Here is a 20,154-nt window from a genome sequence, read left to right on the forward strand (position 1 = left end):
ATAAAAAACCGCACGAGTGTTATCTTCAACAAAGCAGCCGCCTCTTTGGCGGCTGCCCGCTTGTATTTTCGCCGTTTTACTTAATCGCCCCTACGATGTCATCGCGCATGCGGATGGCCTCCGCGCGGGCGGCTTCCTTATAATCATGCCCATCTCCGCCGGTCTTTTTCCATGCGCACATGATACCGCGGGAGGAATTGACGATTGCACCGAGGCCGTCGTCGTTAAAGGAGTTTGCGATATCCTTTGCCGTTGCGCCCTGTGCGCCGTAGCCCGGCACGAGGAAATATGCACGCGGCAGCAGCTCACGAATGATGCGCTGCTCCTCCGGATAGGTTGCGCCAACCACTGCGCCGACCTGATTGTAGCCGCAGGGCGTATCCAGTCCCACGCCCCACTTGGCGACCATTTCTGCCATGCGCGCATAGAGCGGCATGCCTTCCATATCGCGGTTCTGCAGCTCGCCCGAGGACGGATTCGAGGTCTTGACCAGCATAAACAGGCTCTTTTCGCGGGCCCGGCACTCCTTGAGGAAGGGCTCAACGCCGTCGGTGCCCAGATAGCCGTTGATGGTCACGCTGTCGCAGCCGTAGGGCGCGATTTCGGTGTCACCGATGCGGGTCTTGCCCAGATAAGCCTCGGCATACGCCGATGCGGTCGCGCCGATGTCGTTGCGCTTGATATCGCCGATGACATACATGCCCTTTGCGTGCGCATAGTCAATTGTTTCCTTGAGCGCCATTGCGCCGTAAGAACCCAAAAGCTCATAGTAAGCGGCCTGCGGCTTGACGGCGGGCACGATGTCGCACAGCGCATCAATCAGACCGCAGTTGAACGCGACGACGCTCTCGGCAGCTGCGCGGAGCGTCTCGCCGTGCAGCATCATATTGCGGCCCGAAATGTGCGGCGGGATGTACTCCAGGCGTGCGTCCAGACCTGCAACGGTCGGGTTTCCTTTTTCCTTAATTTTCTCTACCAGTGTTTGAATCGACATAAATGCTGCACTCCTTTTTCATAAAAGATGCGATAAACGGACAGGTTAGCTTATAAGATTTGCACGTCATCCGCTCCGTCCACCTCAGTCAGACGGACACGAACGCGCTCCTCGCGAGAGGTCGGCACGTTTTTGCCGATATAGTCCGGACGAATGGGAATTTCGCGATGTCCCCGGTCGACGAGCACGGCCAGCTGCATGCGGCCTGCGCGCCCCATGTGGGACACAGCTTCAATTGCGGCGCGCACGGTGCGCCCGGTGTAGAGCACATCGTCCACGATGATGACAGTCGCGCCGGTCACACGCGGGTCGGTCGGCGGCAGAGGTGCGTCGTCCGCGCGGGGCTTGTCGTCCCGCCACGGGGTTGCGTCCAGCTCGATGACGGGCGGCGCTTTGCCCTCTACCTCACACAGCTTTTCGGCAATGCGGCGGGCCAGAAACACGCCTCGTGTTTTGACTCCCGCGAGCACCAAATTGGCTGCGCCTTGATTTTTTTCCACAATTTCATATGTGATGCGGGTCAGTGCGCGGCGCACGCCGTCTGCATCCATAATGACCGCCTTTTTTTCGGGCAATGGAACGCCTCCTCCCATTGATTTGCAATAACAAAAAACAGCCTTCCGCCACATAAGCAGAAAGCCGCACAAAATATTACACCTGTCCCCCTGTTTGGCTGACGGCGTATGCACTGTTTTCTACCTTGGCGGGCTCGCTGGCCGCGCCTTAAAGGCGGATTGTTTGATTTATTATATCCTATGCGCAGACATTTGTAAACAGTCGAAGCGACAAAAGAAACTTGTTTTTTTATGAAATTTTTGCTCAGCCGGACGATGCAACAAAGTGCCTCAAAGCGGGCAACCTATCTTCGCAGCACCAAATCCGATAATTTTGAAAGGTGGCGGACACACATGCGAGTATCTTCTTTTGTTTCCGGCATTGCAACCGGCGCGGTTGCAGGAGCGGTTGTTTCCATGATGGCGGCGGGCGCTATGATGAACCCCTCGGTACGCAAGGGCGCAAAGCAGGCGGCGCACAAGGCCGAGCACGCGGTCAACAAGGCGACTCACTCCGCGGCAAACAGCGTTTCCCACATGATCGGCTAAAGCATAAAAGAAGCGGGATGGCTTACACCGTCCCGCTTCTTTTTATGTTCTGCTTCATTCCCATATTCATAATAGGTCAATTTCACCTTAAAGTCAATAGGTCAATTTGCCATAATTTAATTGGTGATGAATATGAATCGTCTAAAACAACTGCGCCGCGCCAAAGGCTATACGCAGATTAAAATGCAGATGCTGACCGGCATCGACCAAAGTGATTATTCCAAACTGGAAAACGAAATCCGATACATGACCTTCGAGCAGTGCAAGCGCCTTGCCGTCGCACTGGATACCAGCATGGACTACTTAGCCGGCCTCACTGACGAGCCGCGTCCCTATCCCCGTAAACCGTCCTATTAAACAGCCGCAAGAGCCGCCGCACCGTGTGCGGCGGCTCTTGCATATAAGGATAAAAATGAAAATGGGAACTTACTTATCGAATCGGCAGCATTGCGCCGGTTTCGAAGGACTCCTTGCAGCGGTATGCGGCTTCCGATACGGCGGTGCCGTCGTACACAGTCAGGTCGGCAGGCTTTGTGCCGGTGCGGACATGATTGGTGAACGCGACCAACTCTGCCACAAAGGCCTCGTGCCAGCGGCTCATAAAGTCCGGATAGTATTCCTCGCGCGAGCCATGCTCGTCAACGATGTTGAGCAGGTTCTTTGCGCCGACGTTCGCAATGCGCAGCGTGCCGTGTGTACCAATGATTTCGGTCTCGACGTTCGAGCCTGCGGCATGGGTGCGGTTGGTGAACATAAAGCCCATCGCGCCGTTGTCCATCTGCACGGTAGCCGCCGCGTTGTCCGCGTCGTTGAGCTCCTTGTACAGATCAAACTCAAACACGCCGCCGATTGCCCACACGTTCTTGACGTCCGAGCCGGTGAACCAGCGAATCAGGTCGATGTCGTGCACGCACATATCGAGGAACTGACCGCCCGAGTGGGGCGCGAATTTGAGCGTGGACTCGATGGTGGTGCGGGGATCCTGCGTGTAGGAACGGACGAGCACGACCTTGCCGATGTCGCCGTTTTCAATCTTGCGCTTGGCCTCGGCATAGGACTTGTCAAAGCGGCGCATGAAGCCCAGCTGGAAAATCAGCTCGGGATGTGCTTCAACAACCTTCTCGGCTTCCTTGCACTGGGCCACGTCAGTGCCGAGCGGCTTTTCGCAGAACACGTGCTTGCCATTGCGCATTGCAATCTCAATCTGCTGGGTGTGCAGGAAAGAGGGCGATACGATAGCGATTGCGTCCAACTCAGGGTTTTTGCACATTTCCTCGAAGTCGGTGTAAGTATAGGTAACGCCCAACTCCTCCGCGACTTCCTTGACGCGCTTTTCGTCTACATCGCAGATGGCAGCCAGCTCGCAGCCGGGAATCTGGGTGGCAATGTTGCTTGCATGCTCGTAACCCAGGCGACCCAGGCCGACAGAACCGATTTTAACAGTCTTCATAATACATTCTCCTCTTCCGTAGCACGGTCTCATCCGTTGGGGACGGCTCTCTCACGCCGCCCGTTCTCATGCTTTCATTGTACCGCCCATCCGCCGAAAAAAACAGAGCGTTCTTGTTATTTGTTTGATAAAAAAACGCCGCCAAACGGCGGCGCTTTGAAGCGGACTTTCAAAATCTTGCGCTAGGCTATTTGTGCACCACGTACTCCTTACGGAAGCTGCGCGGCGACATGCCCACCGCCTTGGAAAACTGGGCGTTGAAGTGGCTCGGATTATCATACCCCACCTGCGCCGCAATCTGCGTGATGGGCAGACCGGTCGTGATGAGCAGGGTCTGTGCTTCGCCGATGCGGCGGCGTAGCACGTACTGCAAGGGTGAATACCCCGTCACATCCTTAAACACGTGCGACAGGTAGTACGGACTGACGCGAAGTCCGTCCGCCAGTGCCTGCAAGCTGAATTCCTCAGCAAAATGCGCGTCGATATACGCCTTGACACGGCGGGACAGCGCGTTTTCGTCCGACGAGTGCGCCGATGTGCTTGCTCCGATGTACTGGCTGACGACCGACAGCAGCGCCATCAGCAGATGGTGGCAGCCGTCGTCCCCGCCGGCGGTCAGCTCGTCGAACAGCACGGCGTACAGCCGCTCCAGCCGCGCGGTCTGCGCTTCGGACAGGTGGTAGACGGGCGGCGCATCCTCAGGCAGCAGCGCGTTTTCGCGCAGGCCGGGCACGGCAAGGCCGCCGAGCGCCAGACTGTAGCTGGCAATGCGCGCCTCCGGCCCCGAGCGTTCATCGTGCACCACGCCGCTGTTATAGATGAAAAGATCGCCGCGGCGCGCCTGATAGGCCACGCCGCCGACGAAATACACACTTTCCCCGCCGCAAATCAGCGCAATCTCCACCAAATCGTGGTGCGCATGCATGACGCGCGGATGCACACTGCCCTCGGCGTCGGTATGGCTGCACGAAAACAGGCGCGGCAGCGCCGTAAGCCCGAACGGCGGCTCATATTCTTTTTTGACAAAGCACTGAATCATCCGCCGGCCCCTTTCGCGTGTTCCCTCTTATGTAATATGGTAGCACACCGCGGGGCGCGTGGTCAAGAGCGCATCATCCCTCGCCGCAGCCGCCTGCACAGCCTTCGCAGCAGCCGCCGCAGCCTTCGGCCTCGGCTTCCTCGCGCGCCTTGCGGTCTTCATAGTCGCGCAGCGAACCCTCGGTCATGTGCGAGAGCGCGGCAAGGCGCTCGTTTACCATGTCCCACATGCACAGGGGCAGATGGTCGCGGTGGCCGCGGTGGATGGTAACACATTCGAAGCAGTTGCCGTGATGCGGGCAGGCCTCGCGGCACGGACAATGGTCGCCCGACTCGCGCACCTGCTTTAGAAATTCCTGCTTGATTTTCCAGGCTTCTTCCTTAAACCCCTCCCGGTCGAGGCGATCCTGCAAAATAGCCAGCTCATTATTATCGATCTGCATTGAAAATTCCCTTTCTTTCTTGTCTTATCGACATCATATCGCATCCTCACTGCTCCGTCAACAGGTTGTGCGCGATGTGCCGACTTCTCAATCATTTTGTGCAATTTGCCAATTTTCTGCTTTATTTTTTAAGTAAAACGACATGGAAAAACTGCTAAAAAGAGCTTGCTAATTTGTGAACGCTTTGTTACAATGAGTGCAGATAAGTGAAGAGACCACTTCGGTGGGTTGGATTGTTACCGCTTCGGCGGGCAAAACCAAATTTCTCGCAGGAAAACAGTTAAGCTGTCTTCTTGTGCTGAGATTTGGTTCTTTTTATTTTCCGGAGGGTTATTCCGATGCCCACTGGATATACTGCTCAAAAAAGGTGTGATGATATGTTTGGAAAATTAAAGGAGAAGTTGATGGGTGGCGGCAGCGCTGCAATTGAAATCTCCGCCCCGCTTGCGGGAACGGTTGTTCCGCTCGATGAAGTCGCGGACCCGACGTTCGCGCAGGGCATTTTGGGAAAAGGCGCAGCCATTATTCCGGCAGAGGGGCGCGTTACCGCGCCGGCTGACGGTGTGATTGATGTGATGTTCGACACCGGCCACGCGGTCAGCATGACGACGGCGGACGGCGCCGAGGTGCTCATCCATGTCGGGCTGGACACGGTGCAGCTCAAGGGCGCGCACTACACCGCCCGCTGCAAGGCTGGGGACAAGGTGAAAAAGGGCGACCTGCTGATTGAGTTCGATCCCGCGGCCATCAAAGCCGCAGGTTACGACATCGTAACGCCGGTCATCATTTGCAACAGTGACGCGTACAGTGCGGTGGAGGGCGCAAAGCCCGGCTCGATTTCGGCCGGCGGCGCGCTGCTGACGCTGAAGAAGTAACCACGGAGAAAGGATTTGACAGCATGAAAACGATTGAATACACGATTACCGACGAACTGGGCATCCACGCACGCCCGGCAGGCCTTCTGGTCAAGGCGGCCGGGAAATTCCAGTCCGATATCAAGATTGCATCCCCCAAGAAGGAGGTCGACGCCAAGCGCATCATGGGCGTGATGAGCATGGGCGCAAAGCAGGGCGACCTGCTCCGGCTGACCATCACCGGTGCGGATGAGGACGCAGCGGCAGAGGAGATGGAGCTGTTCCTCAAGCAGAACCTGTAAGGATTTCTTTCCGTCCGATAGGCGCGGGCGGTGGAAATGGCGCTTTGGCCATCCGTTCGGCTGGGACGGCCAAAACGTCGATAGACATCAACACTGCTGTCAAAATAGGCGGCAAAAGAGAAAAAGGAGGGGCAAACTCTTATGATGAAGTATTTACAGAAACTCGGCAAGTCCCTGATGCTCCCTGTCGCGTGTCTGCCGGTTGCAGGCATTCTGATGGGCATTGGCTACGCGCTCTGCCCGGCTACCATGCAGGGCGGTGACATCACCGGCGCACTCCAGATCATCGGTTTCTTCCTGGTTAAGGCAGGCGGCGCACTGATTGACAACATGTCGTGGCTGTTTGCTGTCGGCGTAGCAGTTGGTATGGCCAACGATAAGGACGGCACCGCAGGTCTTGCCGGTCTGGTTTCCTGGCTGATGATTACCAAGCTCTTAAACCCCGGCGTTGTTTCGGTTCTGACCGGTGTTGCAGCTGACGCTGTAAACCCCGCGTTCACCAAGATCGAAACCCAGTTTATCGGCATCCTCGCCGGCCTCATCGGCGGCGCTTGCTACAACAAGTTTAAGGACACCAAGCTTCCGGATGCACTTTCTTTCTTCTCCGGCAAGCGCTGTGTCGCAATCGTTACAGCGGTCATCTCGATCGTTGTGGCGGCCATCCTGTTCTTCGTATGGCCGATCGTCTACGGCGCACTGGTTGCGTTCGGCGGCGCGATTGTTTCCACCGGCTCCATCGGCGCTGGTATCTATGCGTTCTTCAACCGTCTGCTCATCCCGTTCGGCCTGCACCATGCGCTCAACTCGGTATTCTGGTTTGACGCAATCGGCATCAACGATCTGGGCAGCTTCTGGGGCGGCCTGACCTCTGCCGAGGCCGGTCACGATCTGGGCATGTACATGTCCGGCTTCTTCCCCTGCATGATGTTCGGTATCCCCGGTGCGGCGCTGGCTATCGTTCACACCGCCAAGTCCAACAAGAAAAAGATTGCCGCCGGTCTGGTAGGCGCGGCTGCTATCTGCGCATTCGTTTGCGGCGTTACCGAGCCGTTTGAATTCGCATTCATGTTCCTCGCTCCCGCACTGTACGTGATCTACGCTCTGCTGTACGCTATCTTCACCGTCATCACGGTGGCTGTCGGCTTCCGCGCAGGCTTCTCCTTCTCCGCCGGCCTGACCGACCTTGTGTTCTCTGCTTCCCTTCCGGCAGCGGCGAAGACCTGGATGATTATCCCGCTCGGCATTGCAGCATTCGTGGTATTCTACGTGGTATTCCGCTTCGTCATCACCAAGTGGAACCTCAAGACCCCCGGCCGCGAGGATGACGACGAGATCGACGACAACAAGGCCGTTCTTTCCAACAACGATTTCACCGCTGTTGCAGCGCAGATCCTCGAAGGTCTGGGCGGCAAGGACAACGTTGTTTCGCTCGACAACTGCATCACTCGTCTGCGTCTGGAAATCAAGGATTACACTGCAATCGACGAAAAGAAGATCAAGGCTGCCGGCGTTGCTGGCGTCATGCGTCCCTCCAAGACCTCGGTGCAGGTCATTGTGGGCACCAAGGTTCAGTTCGTAGCCGACGAAATGGCCAAAATGCTAAAGTAAGTTTGTAAATTGCGCTGCGGCGCAACCGGGGGAAGGCGGGCGGCAATGCCCGCCTTCCTTTTGGCAGTTTTAACAGTCTTTGTTTCATCGGCGAGTTTCAGTCGCCACGAAGGATATTCCGTGATATCCTTGAAACAGGAATGAAAATATGAGGTGCTGATATGAAAATCATCCGTGCAAAAGACTATAACGACATGAGCCGCAAGGCCGCCAATATCATTTCGGCTCAGGTAATTCTGAAACCGAACTCCGTGCTCGGTCTGGCGACAGGGTCATCCCCCATTGGTATTTACGAGCAGTTGATTAAATGGTATAACAAGGGCGACGTGAACTTCGGCGAATGCACGAGCTTCAACCTCGACGAATACCGCGGGCTGACCGCTGACCACGACCAAAGCTACCATTATTTCATGCACAAGAACTTTTTTGACGCCATCAACATCCCGGCCGCACGCATCAACCTGCCGGACGGCGCACAGATGGACATCGAAAAGGAATGCGAGCGCTATGACAAGGCCATCCGTGCCGCGGGCGGCATCGACCTGCAGCTTTTGGGCATGGGTCTTAACGGACACATCGGCTTCAACGAGCCGGACGAGTCCTTCTCCAAGGGCACGCACTGCGTTGACCTGACCGAGTCGACCATCGAAGCCAACAAGCGCTTCTTTGAAAGCGCGGACGATGTGCCGCGTCAGGCCTACACGATGGGCGTGCAGACCATTATGCTCGCACGCAAAATCATCATCATTGTTTCGGGCGAAAACAAGGCGCAAATCCTGCGGGATGCGTGCTTTGGCCCGGTGACCCCCATGGTGCCCGCCTCGATTCTGCAGCTGCATACCGACGTATCGGTCGTGGCGGATGACGCCGCGCTCTCGCTGTGCACGGAAAAGGAACTCAGGTGATCAAATGGATTTTCGTAATCTGAAGATTTTCCAGCCGGACGGCACGTTCCAAACGGGCGGCCTGTCCATTTCCGGCGACCGCATCACTGCGGCTGCGCCCTCGGCGGACGCTGCCGACACGGGCGGCCTGTACGCCATTCCCGGTTTGGTTGACGTGCATTTTCACGGCTGCGTCGGCTATGATTTCTGTGACGGCACACATGAGGCCATTTCGGCCATTGCCAAGTATCAGGCACAGAACGGCGTTGCCGCCATCTGTCCGGCCACGATGACCTATCCCGAGGACAAACTTACCGGAATTGCAACCGCTGCCGCCTCCTATCAAACGGATACGGACGAAGCCGCGTTGGTCGGCATCAACATGGAAGGGCCGTTCATTTCCGCCGCCAAAAAGGGCGCGCAGAACGGCGCATACCTGCACGCACCGGATGCGGACATGTTCCGCCGCCTGCAGAACAAGGCAAACGGCCTGTTCAAAATCTGCGATATTGCCCCCGAACAACCCGGCGCGATGGACACCATCGAAGCGCTCAGCTCCGAGGTTCGCATTTCGGTGGCGCACACAACGGCGGACTATGACACCGCCACCGAGGCCTTCCGCCGCGGCGCGCGGCAGGTGACGCACCTGTACAATGCGATGCCCCCCCTGTCGCACCGCGCGCCCGGCGTTATTGGCGCGGCGTTTGATTGCGACGCGGTCGCGGTCGAGCTGATTGCGGACGGCGTGCACATCCACCCCTCGGTGGTTCGCGCGACCTTCCGGCTGTTTGACGGACGCGTCATCCTGATTTCGGACAGCATGATGGCAACCGGCCTTGCGGACGGCGAATATTCCCTCGGCGGTCAGGCTGTCACCGTGCGCGGCAATCTGGCCACGCTGCACGACGGCACCATCGCCGGCTCGGCCACCTGTCTGCTCGACTGCGTGCGCAGCGCGGTCAAGATGGGCATTCCGTTCGGGCAGGCCGTCAAGGCGGCGTCCCTGCACCCCGCGCGCGCCATCGGCGTGGCACATGACTATGGCAGTCTGGAGGCCGGCAAGCTTGCGAATGTCGTCCTTCTTGATGAAAATCTGGAGGTCAACTCCATTATCCTGCGAGGAAAATTGCTGTAACTGGCAGCATAGGAATGAAGAGATGCGGGATGAATGGGGATTTTCACCCATGATTTCAAACGGCTCTCCGCTTTTGCGGAGAGCCGTTTTGCGTGCCATCGGCATCCATGCATCAAAAAAGCTGCCCTCCAAGAAGGCAGCCTGATGATGTGTCATAGAATTTTAGTTGCTGTCGCAATCCTCCGTGATGCGGGCGATGTGAATGGTCAGGTACAGCAGTTCGTTCTGTCCCGCGTCAAACCCTTTATCGCGGCGCACATAGGCGCAGACCTGTCTGGCACATTCGTATGCCTTGGGATACTTATACCGTACGACCGCCAGCAGATCCTCTTCCCCGTTGCCGTAGCGCTGTCCGTTCATGATGCGCTGGGCGAAAAATTTCAGATGCGTCACAAAACGGTAGTAATTGATGGAATCCCGATCGGGTTCATAGCCAAATTCCCGGCGCACGATCTGAAAAACCTCCTGCATCAGGTAGGTCATATCGTATACTTCGCGGATTTCGCCGTCAATCTGCGCGTTGACGAAGTGCATGGCGATAAAGCCGGCCTCATCCTCGGTGAACTGCACGCCGGTCTCCTCCAGCACAATTTCGTTGGCCTTGAGACCAACCGAAAACTCATCCGGATAGAACTGGCGAATATCCCACAGCAGCGGGTTGGGCAGCCGAATGCCGTCCTTATACCGCGTAATCGCGGCCGAAATATGATCGGGCAGGGTGACATAAATGCTGTCCGACAGCGTCTTGCCCAAGGCAATCTTCGCATGGTTGATGATGCGCTCGCTCATCAGAAAATGCGGCATCGGAATGCTCGTCATCAGCTGCTGAAATTTATCGGAAAGCTGTTCGCTATGTAGGGTAAAGCGCTTTTCAACCGCGGCTTGGTTCACCGGATCGCCGGTTTTGCGGCCAAAACCAAGGCCGCGCCCCATGAGCACGGTCTCCGCGCCCTGTTCGTCGAGCGCTACCACCACGTTATTGTTGAGAATTTTCTGAATCTGCATCTCAGATTTCCCCCTTGTCAAGCGCTTCGAGAGCCTGCCGCGCCGCACGGATGGCGGTGCGATCGGTGCGCCAAATTTCATATTCCGAAATGCCGGGCAGCCCCATCGGAACGCCCTCGCGCCGATATTTCATGCCGCTTTCGAGCGTTTGCTTGCCCGAAAGGTGGAACGCCCGCGCACCGGTCGCCGCGCCGAGCGAAGCAATTGCCGCCGCGTTCACCCCTGCGCCAATCAGGATGCGCGGCGTACCGTTTGACGCCCGAACCAGCTCCGAGAGCAATTCCGCCCCTTCGGTACAGCTTGCACGCTGTCCCGAGGTGAGAATCGTGTCCACGCCGAGCCGTTTTGCAGCCGTCAGCGCCTCAAACGGGTCGCGGCACAGGTCGAACGCACGGTGCAGCGTCACGCCTGCACCCTGCGCAAGTGCGATGAGCTCGGCCATGCGCACTTCGTCGAGCGTGCCGTCCGCCCGCAGCACGCCGATGACCACACCGTCCGCGCCCATGGCGGCATAGCGCCGCACCTGTCGCCGCAGCAGCTCAAATTCCGCATCGGTATATAAAAAGTCACCAAAGCGCGGCCGCAGCAGCACGCGCACCGGCAAATCCACCGCTTCCCGCACGCATTCAAAGAGCGCAGGGTCGGGCGTTACACCGCCGACAATCAGGTCGCCGCACAGCTCCAGCCGCGTTGCGCCGCCCGCTGCGGCTTCCATCGCCGATTCGACCGAATCGACGCACGCTTCCAGCACAAAATCCATTGCGAACCATCCTTCTCACCCGCCAAAACAGCAGGCGTTCTGAATCAATAAGCCCTATTTTTATGTCGCTGTTGCGATGATTTTGCAGCGAACCATAAAATGACTGCACTTACGATTATTATATCATGCGGCAGTCAAAGAATCAACCGGCGGCGCTCTTTGGCAAAGCAAAAGCGGCATGACGAAATGCATGCCGCTTCTTGACGCACCGCTCCGTGCGTTGCATTTACTTGACGATTTCGCGCGCCGCGCTCACATAAGCCGCGACCTTGTCACTCGCCTGCTGCTTATCCTCGCCCTTGGCCATGATATAGACCTTGACCTTGGGTTCGGTGCCGGACGGCCGGATGATGAACACCGTGCCGCCCTGCATTTCATAATACAGCACGTTCTGACCGGAAAGCTCCATCTGCTCGGTCTTGCCGTCCGCCACACAGGTGCGGGTGCCCGGCAGATAATCGCGCGCGTAGGCAACCGGCACACCGGCGACCTCGGTCAGCGGGGTTTCGCGCAGCTCGGCCATCAGCTCCTTCATGCGGGTCAGACCCGACACGCCGGGCATGGTGATCGAAATGGTCTGCTCGATAAAGTAGCCGTACTTTTCGTACATTTCCTCCATCGCATCAAACAGGGTCTTGCCCTGCGTGCGATAGTAGGCCGCCATTTCGGCAATCAACATCGAGGCCGTGACTGCGTCCTTATCGCGCGTATAATCGCCGCAGAGATAGCCGTAGGACTCCTCAAACGCGAAAATGTACTGATGCGAACCGGTTTTCTCGAATTCCTTAATTTTTTCGGCGAGGAACTTGAAGCCTGTAAAGGTATCAAAGCACGCAACGCCGTTCTTTTCTGCCGCGGCACGCGCCATCTCAGTCGTAACGATTGACTTGAGCACGGCCGGATTTTCGGGCATCGTACCGGTCAGCCGGCGCGCGGTGATGACATAATCCACAAGCAGCACGCCCACCTGATTGCCCGACAGCGTGATGTACTCGCCCGACTTGTCCTTGAGCACAATGCCGGTACGGTCGGCGTCCGGATCGGTGCCGATAATCAAATCCACGCCGTTTGCCTTGGCAAGCTCGATGGCGAGATGAAAGCCTTCCTTATTTTCCGGATTGGGACTGGCAACGGTCGGGAAATTGCCGTCAATCACCATCTGCTCGGGCACGCAGAGGATATGCTTGTAGCCCAGACGCTTGAGCACCTCGGGCACAAGGCGATAGCCCGCGCCGTGGAACGGGGTGTAGACCAGCTTAAACTCGTCCGCCACCTGCCGCACGCAGTCAGGGTTGACCGAAACGGCGAGCACCTGCGAAAGGTACTCTTCATCGGTCTCGGAACCGAGCATTTCAATCAGGCCTTCGGCCTTGAAGGCTTCAAAATCGCCCGACTTTACACCGGTAAACAGGTCGGTCGCTGCCATTTCCTTGGCAACCACGTCAGCCTCCTTGGGCGGCAGCTGTGCGCCGTCCTCCCAGTAGACCTTATAACCGTTGTACTCCTTGGGATTGTGGCTGGCCGTGATGTTGATGCCCGCGATGCAGCCGTAATGCCGAATGGCAAAGGACAGCTCGGGCGTAGGGCGCAGCTCATCGAACAGGCGCACGTGGATACCGTTTGCCGCGAGAATGCAGGCGGCCTGCTGGGCAAATTCGGGCGAGCAATTGCGGCTGTCAAACGCAATCGCCACGCCGCGTTTCTTTGCCTCCGCACCGTTTTCCACAATCAGATTAGCCAGTCCCTGCGTAGCCTGTCCGACCGTGAAGCGGTTCATGCGGTACAGGCCGACGCCGAGCACACCGCGCAGGCCTGCCGTACCAAACGAAAGCGGGCCGAAAAACCGGCTTTCAATCTCTTCCTTATCGTGTTCAACCGCCTGCAATTCTGCGCGCTCGCCCTCGTTCAGCTCGGGGCGCGACAGCCAACGGCTGTATTCCATCATGTAATCCATAGCTTTCACCTCGTCCTAGATTTGTGGCTCTATCTAAATTATACAATAATCACCTGTCAATGCAAGGGTTTTTGTGCGACATTATGAAAAGATTTTACACTTTTCCGAAAATATCAAACTTTTCCAGTCCCCACACCTTCCAAAACATAGAAAATCGGAAATAACAAAGCACGCTCCGCACAAGTCGGAGCGTGCAAAAAATTATTCTTCGGAAGTGCCCTCGGACTGCTGTTCGCCATCTTCCCCGGGTTTTCGACCCGTACGGCGGCGGCCGCCGCGGCGGCGTCTGCGGCGCGGTGCGCCCTCGACGGAGCCTTCGTCCTCTGCCGGGGCATCCGGTTGAACCTCGTCCACCTGCGCAGCGGCCGGCTGGCGCTCCGGACGCGGCTTATCCTGTCTTACGAGACGCTCGGCGCGCGGTTTATCCTGCTTTGCGGGACGCTCAGCGCGGGGCTTATCCGTCCGTTCCGGCTTGTCCGCTCTTTCCGGCCGCTCTGCCTTTTCCAGCTTGTCCTGCTTTTCCGCCTCCTGCTCGGCACCGCCGCCGCAACAGCCACGGCCGCGGCATCCGCCGCCGCCCCGCACCATGCAGCACTCGGTGCACTGGAACTGCACCGGCGTATGGTCGGTGCTGTCGTCAAGCTGCACCTTGCAGGTGCCGCGCAGCATCTGGGTGGACACGACTCTGCCGCGTCCGTCCGGCGTTTCGACAATGCTGCCGTTCTTGGGTGTGACCTTTTGCAGCTCGGCATAAGCCTCGTGCTCATACTTTAAGCAGCACATCAGACGGCCGCACGTGCCCGAAATCTTGGCGGGATTGAGCGACAGATTCTGCTCCTTGGCCATGTTGATCGACACCGGATGAAAATCCTCCAGATACGAGGAGCAGCACAGCTCACGGCCGCACGCGCCCAGTCCGCCGATCATCTTGGCCTCATCGCGCACGCCGATCTGGCGCAGCTCGATGCGCGTGCGGAACACGCTTGCAAGATCCTTCACAAGCTCGCGGAAGTCAACGCGTCCGTCCGCCGTGAAGTAAAACAGCATTTTGTTCATATCAAACGTGCATTCGACGGTCACGAGGTTCATTTCCAGGCCGCGCTCTTCAATCTTACGCTTGCAGATGATATAGGCCTCGTCCGCGCGCTTCTGGTTGCGCTTTAAGGTCTCACGGTCGGCGTCAGTCGCCACGCGGATGACGCTCTTGAGCGGCTGCACCACCGACTGCTCGGGCACCTCGGTATTGCCCTGCACGCACTCGCCGTATTCGAGGCCGCGCGCCGTCTCGACAATGACAGCCTGCCCCGTTTGGACCTGCTTGTCCTTGGGGTCAAAATAATACATTTTTCCGTTCGCCTTAAAGCGAACGCCAATAATACTGGTCAAATATTGATCCTCCTGCGGATTCATATAAAACAAATTCGGTAAACATCAGCCGTCAGCGCACAGGTCATGGCGGCCGCGCCCGCGTTGCGGGAGACACGCCCTGTCAGTTCGTCGACAAAGTCATGCACACGCAGCAGGCGCGCGGCCGTCACGGTGCGCGACAGTGCGGCGGTCTGCTCGCGCAGCTGCGGCACGAGGGGGGCGACCGTCAGTCCGTTTGCGGCGAGCACGGCGTCGCGCAGGGCGGCTTGCAGCAGCCCAAGCAGACCCAAAAGCTGCCGGCGCGGCGTTTTTTCCAGTCCGACAGCGGCCTGCATCATCTGCTCCTCCCGTCCGGCGGCAACGGCGGCCAGATAGGGTGCGAGCAGGGCGGCGGCTTCGTCGTCCGACAGCACGGCCTGCGGCGGCTCGAGCGCAAATTTCGCACAGCGCGAGCGCACCGTTTCCAAAAGCGCGTCCGGCTGTTCGGCGGTCAGGATGAAAAACGCGTAGGACGGCGGCTCCTCCAACTCCTTGAGCAGCGCGTTCTGCGCGGCGGGATTGAGGTTCTGCGCGTGCCGAATGACGGTCACACGGCGGTCGCCGTCTCCCGGTATGATGGCGTTTTCCGACTTGATGCGCCTTGCCGCGTCGACCTTGATTTCGTTTTCGCCCTCGTCCACGACGGTCAGGTCGGGATGGATGCCGCCCTCGACCTTGCGGCAGGACAGGCACATGCCGCAGGGTCGTTTGCCCGCCGTCTCGCACAAAATGCCGGCGGCGAGCACGGTGGACAGGGTTTCGAGTCCGGCGCTGTCGTCGCCCGAGAGCAGAATGGTCTGCGGAATGCGTTCGGTGAGGGCGTGTTGCAGGCTTTCCTTGAGCGTACGGTTGCCCGGCAGGCTGTCAAAGGAAATCACAGCTTTTCAAAGCGCTCGACGTTCAGCACGAACACGGTTGCGCCGCCGACCTCGACCTGCACCGGGGTGGACGGGAAAAAGCCCATGCCCAGCTCAGCGGTGGTGGGGATGACCTGCCGGCGTGTGGACGAATGCTCACGGATGATGTCGAAGCAGGCGTCGAGCTTATCCTCGTCCAGACCGATCAGAATGGTGACGTTGCCGGCCTTGAGAAAGCCGCCCGTCGTTGCCAGCTTTGTAATCGAAAAGCCGGCCTTCATCAGGTTGTTGATAACGTCCTGTGCGTCGTCGTAATTGATGATGGCGAGTACCATTTTCATGAAAGGTTCCCCCTTTTATTCGAGTGTAACATTAATTAAGGTATCACAACTTGGATTTCGCTGATTTCATTGTACCATCTTTCGGTCAACAATTCAACGTGCGCCGGGGTAATTTTCTCGCCCGGCCAGAGAAGCGGCACGCCGGGCGGATAGGGTGTGACCGGACGGGCGCAGACCAGTCCCGCCGCATCCCGCACAGGCACGGCCATCTTTTTGGAAAACCATGCCTGCCGCACCGAGCTCACGCGTTCGGCAGGCGGGAAGGCCGCATGCACCCCCGCCGGTTCAGCCGGGGCGCAGGTTTGCGAAATCCGCCGCAGCGCACGCCGTAGGCGGTAGAGCGACATTGCCGCGTCCATGCCGGTCAGGATGAACACCACGTTCTGCCCGTCGGCCATCTCGCAGGCCACGCCGAAGCCGCTCCACAGCCGATCGGCCAGCTGATGGCCGGTGAGGTTCGCACCGTCCGTGCATACGGTCAGGCGGCAGGGGTCGAGCTCGGCAAAATCATCCGTGGTCAGCGCATGAAATTTGGTGTGCGTGTTGACATACCGCCGCAGCTCGGCGCAGCTTTCCGCCGCGCGGAGATAGGCTTCGCGCCCCCGCCCTTCCATATAGGCGCGGGCAAGGTCGGTCGAGGCCATAATGGGATAGGACGGACTCGACGTGCCGAACAGCGCGGTAAACTCGCGCAGCGCACGGCGATCCGTGCCCTTGCGCATGAGCAGTACGCTGGACTGTCCGAGTGCGGGCAGCGTTTTATGGATGGACAGCACGGTCATATCGGCTCCCTGCTCGACCGGCGTGGGCAGACCGACAGCGGGAAAGTGCGCCCCGTGCGCCGCATCGACAAGGAGTTTCACGCCGTACCGCGTGCACAGAGCGGCGAAGGCCTCCACATCGCGGCACACGCCATAGTAGTTCGGCGAGGTCAGCAGCAGGGCGCGGATTTCGGGATGGGCGCGCAGCTGCTCCTCGGCCTCACGCAGATGGAGCGCGGCAGGCACGTGAAACCGTTCGAGCGTGTCCGATCCGATGAAATACGGCGTCAAATCCAGCAGGGCGCAGCCGTGGCAGACCGATTTGTGGCAGCCTCGGTCGAGCAGCACCGCGCCCCCCTCACCTGCAGCGGCCGCCAGCATCGCAAGGATACCCTGCGTCGATCCGCCGGTCAGGAAAAAGCAGTCCTCCGCGTGAAAATAGCGCGCAGCCGCAATTTCCGCTTCACGAATCGGCCCTTCGCCCTCGTACAGGTTGCCCGTGCCGTAGGTCTCGGTAAAGTCAATGGCGAACACGTCAGCATAGCTGCTGAACACCGGTTCGCCCTTGTGCCCCGGCATATGGAAACGCGCCGAGTCGCTCGTCGCCAGCATTTGCAGGGTGTGGAACAGCGGCGCGGTCGCAATCGGCAGTACGCTGTCGCCCCAGCGGCGCTGTGCGCGGGTATGACGGTGTGCGTCGTGTCTTCGGATCATATCGCACGCCCCTTTCTATGAGTCAATTGCTTTCAGTATACCAGTATGTCCCGAAACATGCAAATTTCAGCCGTCTGCACCTGCCTTTTCCTATGTCCATATTGTGCATACATTCGTCTTTTTAGGAAGGATTTTTGGTTGTGTTTAACGTAGTAAAGAATGAATTGTTATATTATAATTAATACTGCATTCATTTACGAATAGCACCCTTAATTTTGAAAGGCAGGTAACTCACCAATGGCTGACAATCGTATTTACAACTTTTCCGCAGGCCCCTCTATGCTGCCGGTTCCCGTGCTCGAGCGCGCGGCTTCCGAAATGCTCAATTGTAAGGGCTCAGGCATGTCCGTCATGGAGATGAGTCACCGATCTAAGGTATACGACGGCATCATCAAGGAGACCGAGGCCGCCATGCGCCGCGTGCTCTCCATTCCGGACAATTACAAGGTGCTCTTCCTGCAGGGCGGTGCGACCACGCAGTTTGCGGCCGTTCCGATGAACCTGATGAAGAGCGGCAAGGCCGATTACGCCGTCACCGGCAACTTTGCAAACCTTGCCTACAAGGAAGCGCTGAAGTTCGGCGACATCCATGTCGCATTCTCCTCCAAGGAGGGCAACTTCGACCGCGTGCCCACGCAGGCCGAACTGGACATCCGCTCTGACGCGGATTACTTCTACATCTGCGCCAACAATACCATCTACGGCACCGAGTTCCACTACGATCCCGAAGCGCCCGCAGGCGTTCCGGTCGTGGCTGACATGTCGTCCAACATCCTCTCCAAGCCCGTTGACGTTTCTAAGTACGGCGTGATTTACGCAGGTGCGCAGAAGAACATGGGCCCCGCAGGCGTGACCGTTGTCATCGTGCGCGAGGATCTGCTCGGCGCTTACCCGACCGAAAAGTACCCCACCATTCTCGACTGGAAGCTGATGGCCGAGAAGGACTCGATGTACAACACGCCCCCCACGTACGGCATCTACATCCTCGGCCTTGTGCTCGCATGGGTGGAGGAAATGGGCGGTGTGACCGCGATGCAGAAGCTTGCCGAAAAGCGTGCAGGCATGCTGTATGACTACCTCGACAGCCAGGATTTCTATCAGGCCGTGGCCGAAACGGAAAGCCGCTCCAACATGAACGTCACCTTCCGCACCGGCGACGAAGAGCTCGACGCCAAGTTTGCCAAGGAAACCGCGGCGCTCGGCATGTCCAACCTCAAGGGTCACCGTTCGGTTGGCGGCATGCGTGCCTCCATCTACAACGCAATGCCGGTTGAGGGCGTGGAGACGCTGATTGCATTCATGAAGAAGTTCGCAGAGGAGAATCAGAAATAATGAATCAGATTAAGCTGTATAACAAGATTTCCAAGGTAGGTCTGGATAATCTTGACGCTGCGAAGTATGTTTGCAGCGAAGAGTTTGAAGACTATGACGCAGTGCTCGTCCGTTCGGCCAAGCTGCACGACGTCGTATTCCCGAAGAACCTCAAGTGCATCGCACGTGCAGGCGCGGGTGTAAACAACATTCCGGTTGATCGCTGCGCAGAAGAGGGCATCGTTGTATTCAACACGCCGGGCGCGAACGCTAACGCCGTGAAGGAGCTGGTCATCTGCGCACTGCTGTTGTCCTCCCGTAAGATCGTGCAGGGCGCGAACTGGGTGCGCGGCCTCAAGGGCACGCCCGACATCGGCCCCGCTGCTGAAAAGGGCAAGGCAACCTATGCCGGCCCCGAAATCGCGGGCAAAAAGCTGGGCGTTATCGGTCTGGGCGCAATCGGCGTCAAGGTTGCCAACGCCGCGGTCGGTCTTGACATGGAAGTCTGGGGCTACGACCCCTTCCTGTCGGTTGACGGCGCGTTGCAGCTGTCCCGCTCGGTCAAGCACGTGACCGATCTCAACGAAATTTTCGCAAACTGCGATTACATCACCGTTCACGTTCCGCTGCTGGCCGACACCAAGGGCATCATCGGCGAAGCCGCGTTCGAAAAGATGAAGGACGGCGTGCGCGTGGTCAACCTCGCCCGCGGCGAGCTGGTCGACGAGCCGGCAATCGCCAAGGCGCTGGCAAGCGGCAAGGTCGCCTGCTATGTATCCGACTTTGCGTCCGACGTGATTCTGGAGCAGGAGAACGCCATTGTTCTGCCCCACCTCGGCGCTTCCACGCCCGAGAGCGAGGACAACTGCGCCAAAATGGCCGTTTACGAAATTGCCGAGTACCTAGAAAAGGGCACGATTCGCAATTCGGTCAACTTCCCGAACCTCAAGGTACCGTATGAAACCGGCTACCGCATGTGCATGATTCACAAGAACGTGCAGGGCATGATCGGCGCGATCACCGGCGTGTTCTCGGAAGAGGGCGCGAACATCGAAAACATGGGCAACCGCTCGCGCGGCGACTATGCGTACACCATCATGGACATCTCGGTCGAGCCGAATGCAGCCATGATTGAGAAGCTCGGCGCAATCGAGGGTATGATCTCGGTTCGTGCCATCGGCTGATTTTCTTTAAACCAAAAGGCGGAGCCAGTCGGCTCCGCCTTTTTTCATG

20 protein-coding genes and 1 pseudogene are annotated in these 20,154 nt (G+C 58.1%); 9 read left to right on the forward strand and 12 right to left on the reverse strand.

Translation table 11 applies throughout. The features are described from left to right. Positions 1–76 precede the first annotated feature (76 nt). Positions 77–994, reverse strand: coding sequence for an orotidine-5'-phosphate decarboxylase (gene pyrF / locus QOX26_RS05285; protein WP_283673877.1), 918 nt, complete (start codon positions 992–994; stop codon positions 77–79). A gap of 50 nt (positions 995–1,044) precedes the next feature. Beyond that, positions 1,045–1,587 (reverse strand): bifunctional pyr operon transcriptional regulator/uracil phosphoribosyltransferase PyrR, encoded by a 543-nt coding sequence (gene pyrR / locus QOX26_RS05290; protein ID WP_442870210.1) that lies wholly within the window; start codon positions 1,585–1,587, stop codon positions 1,045–1,047. A 315-nt stretch (positions 1,588–1,902) separates the two neighbouring features. On the opposite strand from pyrR, the gene QOX26_RS05295 reads away from it, so the two are divergent. Both QOX26_RS05295 and QOX26_RS05300 read left to right on the forward strand, forming a co-directional pair. Continuing rightward, positions 1,903–2,097 carry a hypothetical protein gene (locus QOX26_RS05295; RefSeq protein ID WP_283673879.1) on the forward strand — a complete coding sequence of 65 codons (195 nt, stop codon included), beginning with the start codon at positions 1,903–1,905 and terminating at the stop codon, positions 2,095–2,097. A gap of 132 nt (positions 2,098–2,229) precedes the next feature. After that, entirely contained in the window at positions 2,230–2,454 is a 225-nt protein-coding gene (locus tag QOX26_RS05300; RefSeq protein ID WP_283673880.1) for a helix-turn-helix domain-containing protein, read from the forward strand. A 73-nt stretch (positions 2,455–2,527) separates the two neighbouring features. Here QOX26_RS05300 and QOX26_RS05305 read toward each other — a convergent pair whose 3' ends face one another. From QOX26_RS05305 to QOX26_RS05315, 3 genes are all read right to left on the reverse strand, one after another. Then, the gene (locus QOX26_RS05305) at positions 2,528–3,547 is read right to left on the reverse strand and encodes a Gfo/Idh/MocA family oxidoreductase (protein WP_283673881.1); all 1,020 of its coding nucleotides are present in this window, start codon (positions 3,545–3,547) and stop codon (positions 2,528–2,530) included. Between the two features lie 187 nt (positions 3,548–3,734). After that, on the reverse strand, positions 3,735–4,586 hold the full coding sequence (locus QOX26_RS05310; protein ID WP_283673882.1) for a helix-turn-helix domain-containing protein: 852 nt from the start codon (positions 4,584–4,586) through the stop codon (positions 3,735–3,737). A 73-nt stretch (positions 4,587–4,659) separates the two neighbouring features. Then, entirely contained in the window at positions 4,660–5,028 is a 369-nt protein-coding gene (locus tag QOX26_RS05315; RefSeq protein WP_283673884.1) for an LPS biosynthesis protein, read from the reverse strand. A 377-nt stretch (positions 5,029–5,405) separates the two neighbouring features. On the opposite strand from QOX26_RS05315, the gene QOX26_RS05320 reads away from it, so the two are divergent. From QOX26_RS05320 to nagA, 5 genes are all read left to right on the forward strand, one after another. Further along, positions 5,406–5,903: a PTS sugar transporter subunit IIA gene (locus QOX26_RS05320; protein WP_283673885.1), complete on the forward strand. Its 498-nt coding sequence runs from the start codon at positions 5,406–5,408 to the stop codon at positions 5,901–5,903. Positions 5,904–5,926: 23 nt separating this feature from the next. Further along, on the forward strand, positions 5,927–6,184 hold the full coding sequence (locus tag QOX26_RS05325) for an HPr family phosphocarrier protein (protein WP_283673886.1): 258 nt from the start codon (positions 5,927–5,929) through the stop codon (positions 6,182–6,184). 141 nt (positions 6,185–6,325) lie between these two features. Next, positions 6,326–7,792 (forward strand): N-acetylglucosamine-specific PTS transporter subunit IIBC, encoded by a 1,467-nt coding sequence (gene nagE / locus QOX26_RS05330; protein ID WP_283673887.1) that lies wholly within the window; start codon positions 6,326–6,328, stop codon positions 7,790–7,792. Positions 7,793–7,953: 161 nt separating this feature from the next. Further along, entirely contained in the window at positions 7,954–8,697 is a 744-nt protein-coding gene (nagB, locus tag QOX26_RS05335) for a glucosamine-6-phosphate deaminase (protein ID WP_283673888.1), read from the forward strand. Positions 8,698–8,701: 4 nt separating this feature from the next. Then, positions 8,702–9,811 carry an N-acetylglucosamine-6-phosphate deacetylase gene (gene nagA, locus QOX26_RS05340; RefSeq protein WP_283673889.1) on the forward strand — a complete coding sequence of 370 codons (1,110 nt, stop codon included), beginning with the start codon at positions 8,702–8,704 and terminating at the stop codon, positions 9,809–9,811. Positions 9,812–9,973: 162 nt separating this feature from the next. On the opposite strand, the gene licT is transcribed toward nagA, so the two are convergent. The 7 genes and pseudogenes from licT to QOX26_RS05375 all read right to left on the reverse strand — a co-directional run bounded on the left by licT (position 9,974) and on the right by QOX26_RS05375 (position 17,610). After that, entirely contained in the window at positions 9,974–10,816 is an 843-nt protein-coding gene (gene licT, locus QOX26_RS05345) for a BglG family transcription antiterminator LicT (protein ID WP_283673892.1), read from the reverse strand. Between the two features lies 1 nt (position 10,817). After that, complete coding sequence (locus QOX26_RS05350; RefSeq protein ID WP_283673893.1) at positions 10,818–11,576, reverse strand: copper homeostasis protein CutC; 759 nt, start codon at positions 11,574–11,576, stop codon at positions 10,818–10,820. A 226-nt stretch (positions 11,577–11,802) separates the two neighbouring features. Beyond that, on the reverse strand, positions 11,803–13,530 hold the full coding sequence (locus tag QOX26_RS05355; protein ID WP_283673894.1) for a phospho-sugar mutase: 1,728 nt from the start codon (positions 13,528–13,530) through the stop codon (positions 11,803–11,805). Positions 13,531–14,154: 624 nt separating this feature from the next. Next, positions 14,155–14,916 (reverse strand): annotated as a pseudogene (locus QOX26_RS05360) (PSP1 domain-containing protein); the annotation flags it as partial. A 20-nt stretch (positions 14,917–14,936) separates the two neighbouring features. Then, positions 14,937–15,815, reverse strand: coding sequence for a hypothetical protein (locus QOX26_RS05365; protein ID WP_283673895.1), 879 nt, complete (start codon positions 15,813–15,815; stop codon positions 14,937–14,939). Further along, complete coding sequence (locus QOX26_RS05370; protein ID WP_283673896.1) at positions 15,812–16,135, reverse strand: cyclic-di-AMP receptor; 324 nt, start codon at positions 16,133–16,135, stop codon at positions 15,812–15,814. Before QOX26_RS05370 ends, QOX26_RS05365 begins: the two co-directional genes overlap by 4 nt. Positions 16,136–16,170: 35 nt before the next feature. After that, the gene (locus QOX26_RS05375; RefSeq protein ID WP_283673897.1) at positions 16,171–17,610 is read right to left on the reverse strand and encodes an aminotransferase class I/II-fold pyridoxal phosphate-dependent enzyme; all 1,440 of its coding nucleotides are present in this window, start codon (positions 17,608–17,610) and stop codon (positions 16,171–16,173) included. Positions 17,611–17,847: 237 nt separating this feature from the next. On the opposite strand from QOX26_RS05375, the gene serC reads away from it, so the two are divergent. Continuing rightward, positions 17,848–18,942, forward strand: coding sequence for a 3-phosphoserine/phosphohydroxythreonine transaminase (gene serC, locus QOX26_RS05380; RefSeq protein WP_283673899.1), 1,095 nt, complete (start codon positions 17,848–17,850; stop codon positions 18,940–18,942). Next, positions 18,942–20,105 carry a phosphoglycerate dehydrogenase gene (locus QOX26_RS05385; protein WP_283673900.1) on the forward strand — a complete coding sequence of 388 codons (1,164 nt, stop codon included), beginning with the start codon at positions 18,942–18,944 and terminating at the stop codon, positions 20,103–20,105. Before serC ends, QOX26_RS05385 begins: the two co-directional genes overlap by 1 nt. Positions 20,106–20,154: the final 49 nt, after the last annotated feature.

This window comes from Butyricicoccus sp. Marseille-Q5471 (assembly GCF_951230135.1).
Classification (GTDB): domain Bacteria; phylum Bacillota; class Clostridia; order Oscillospirales; family Butyricicoccaceae; genus Agathobaculum.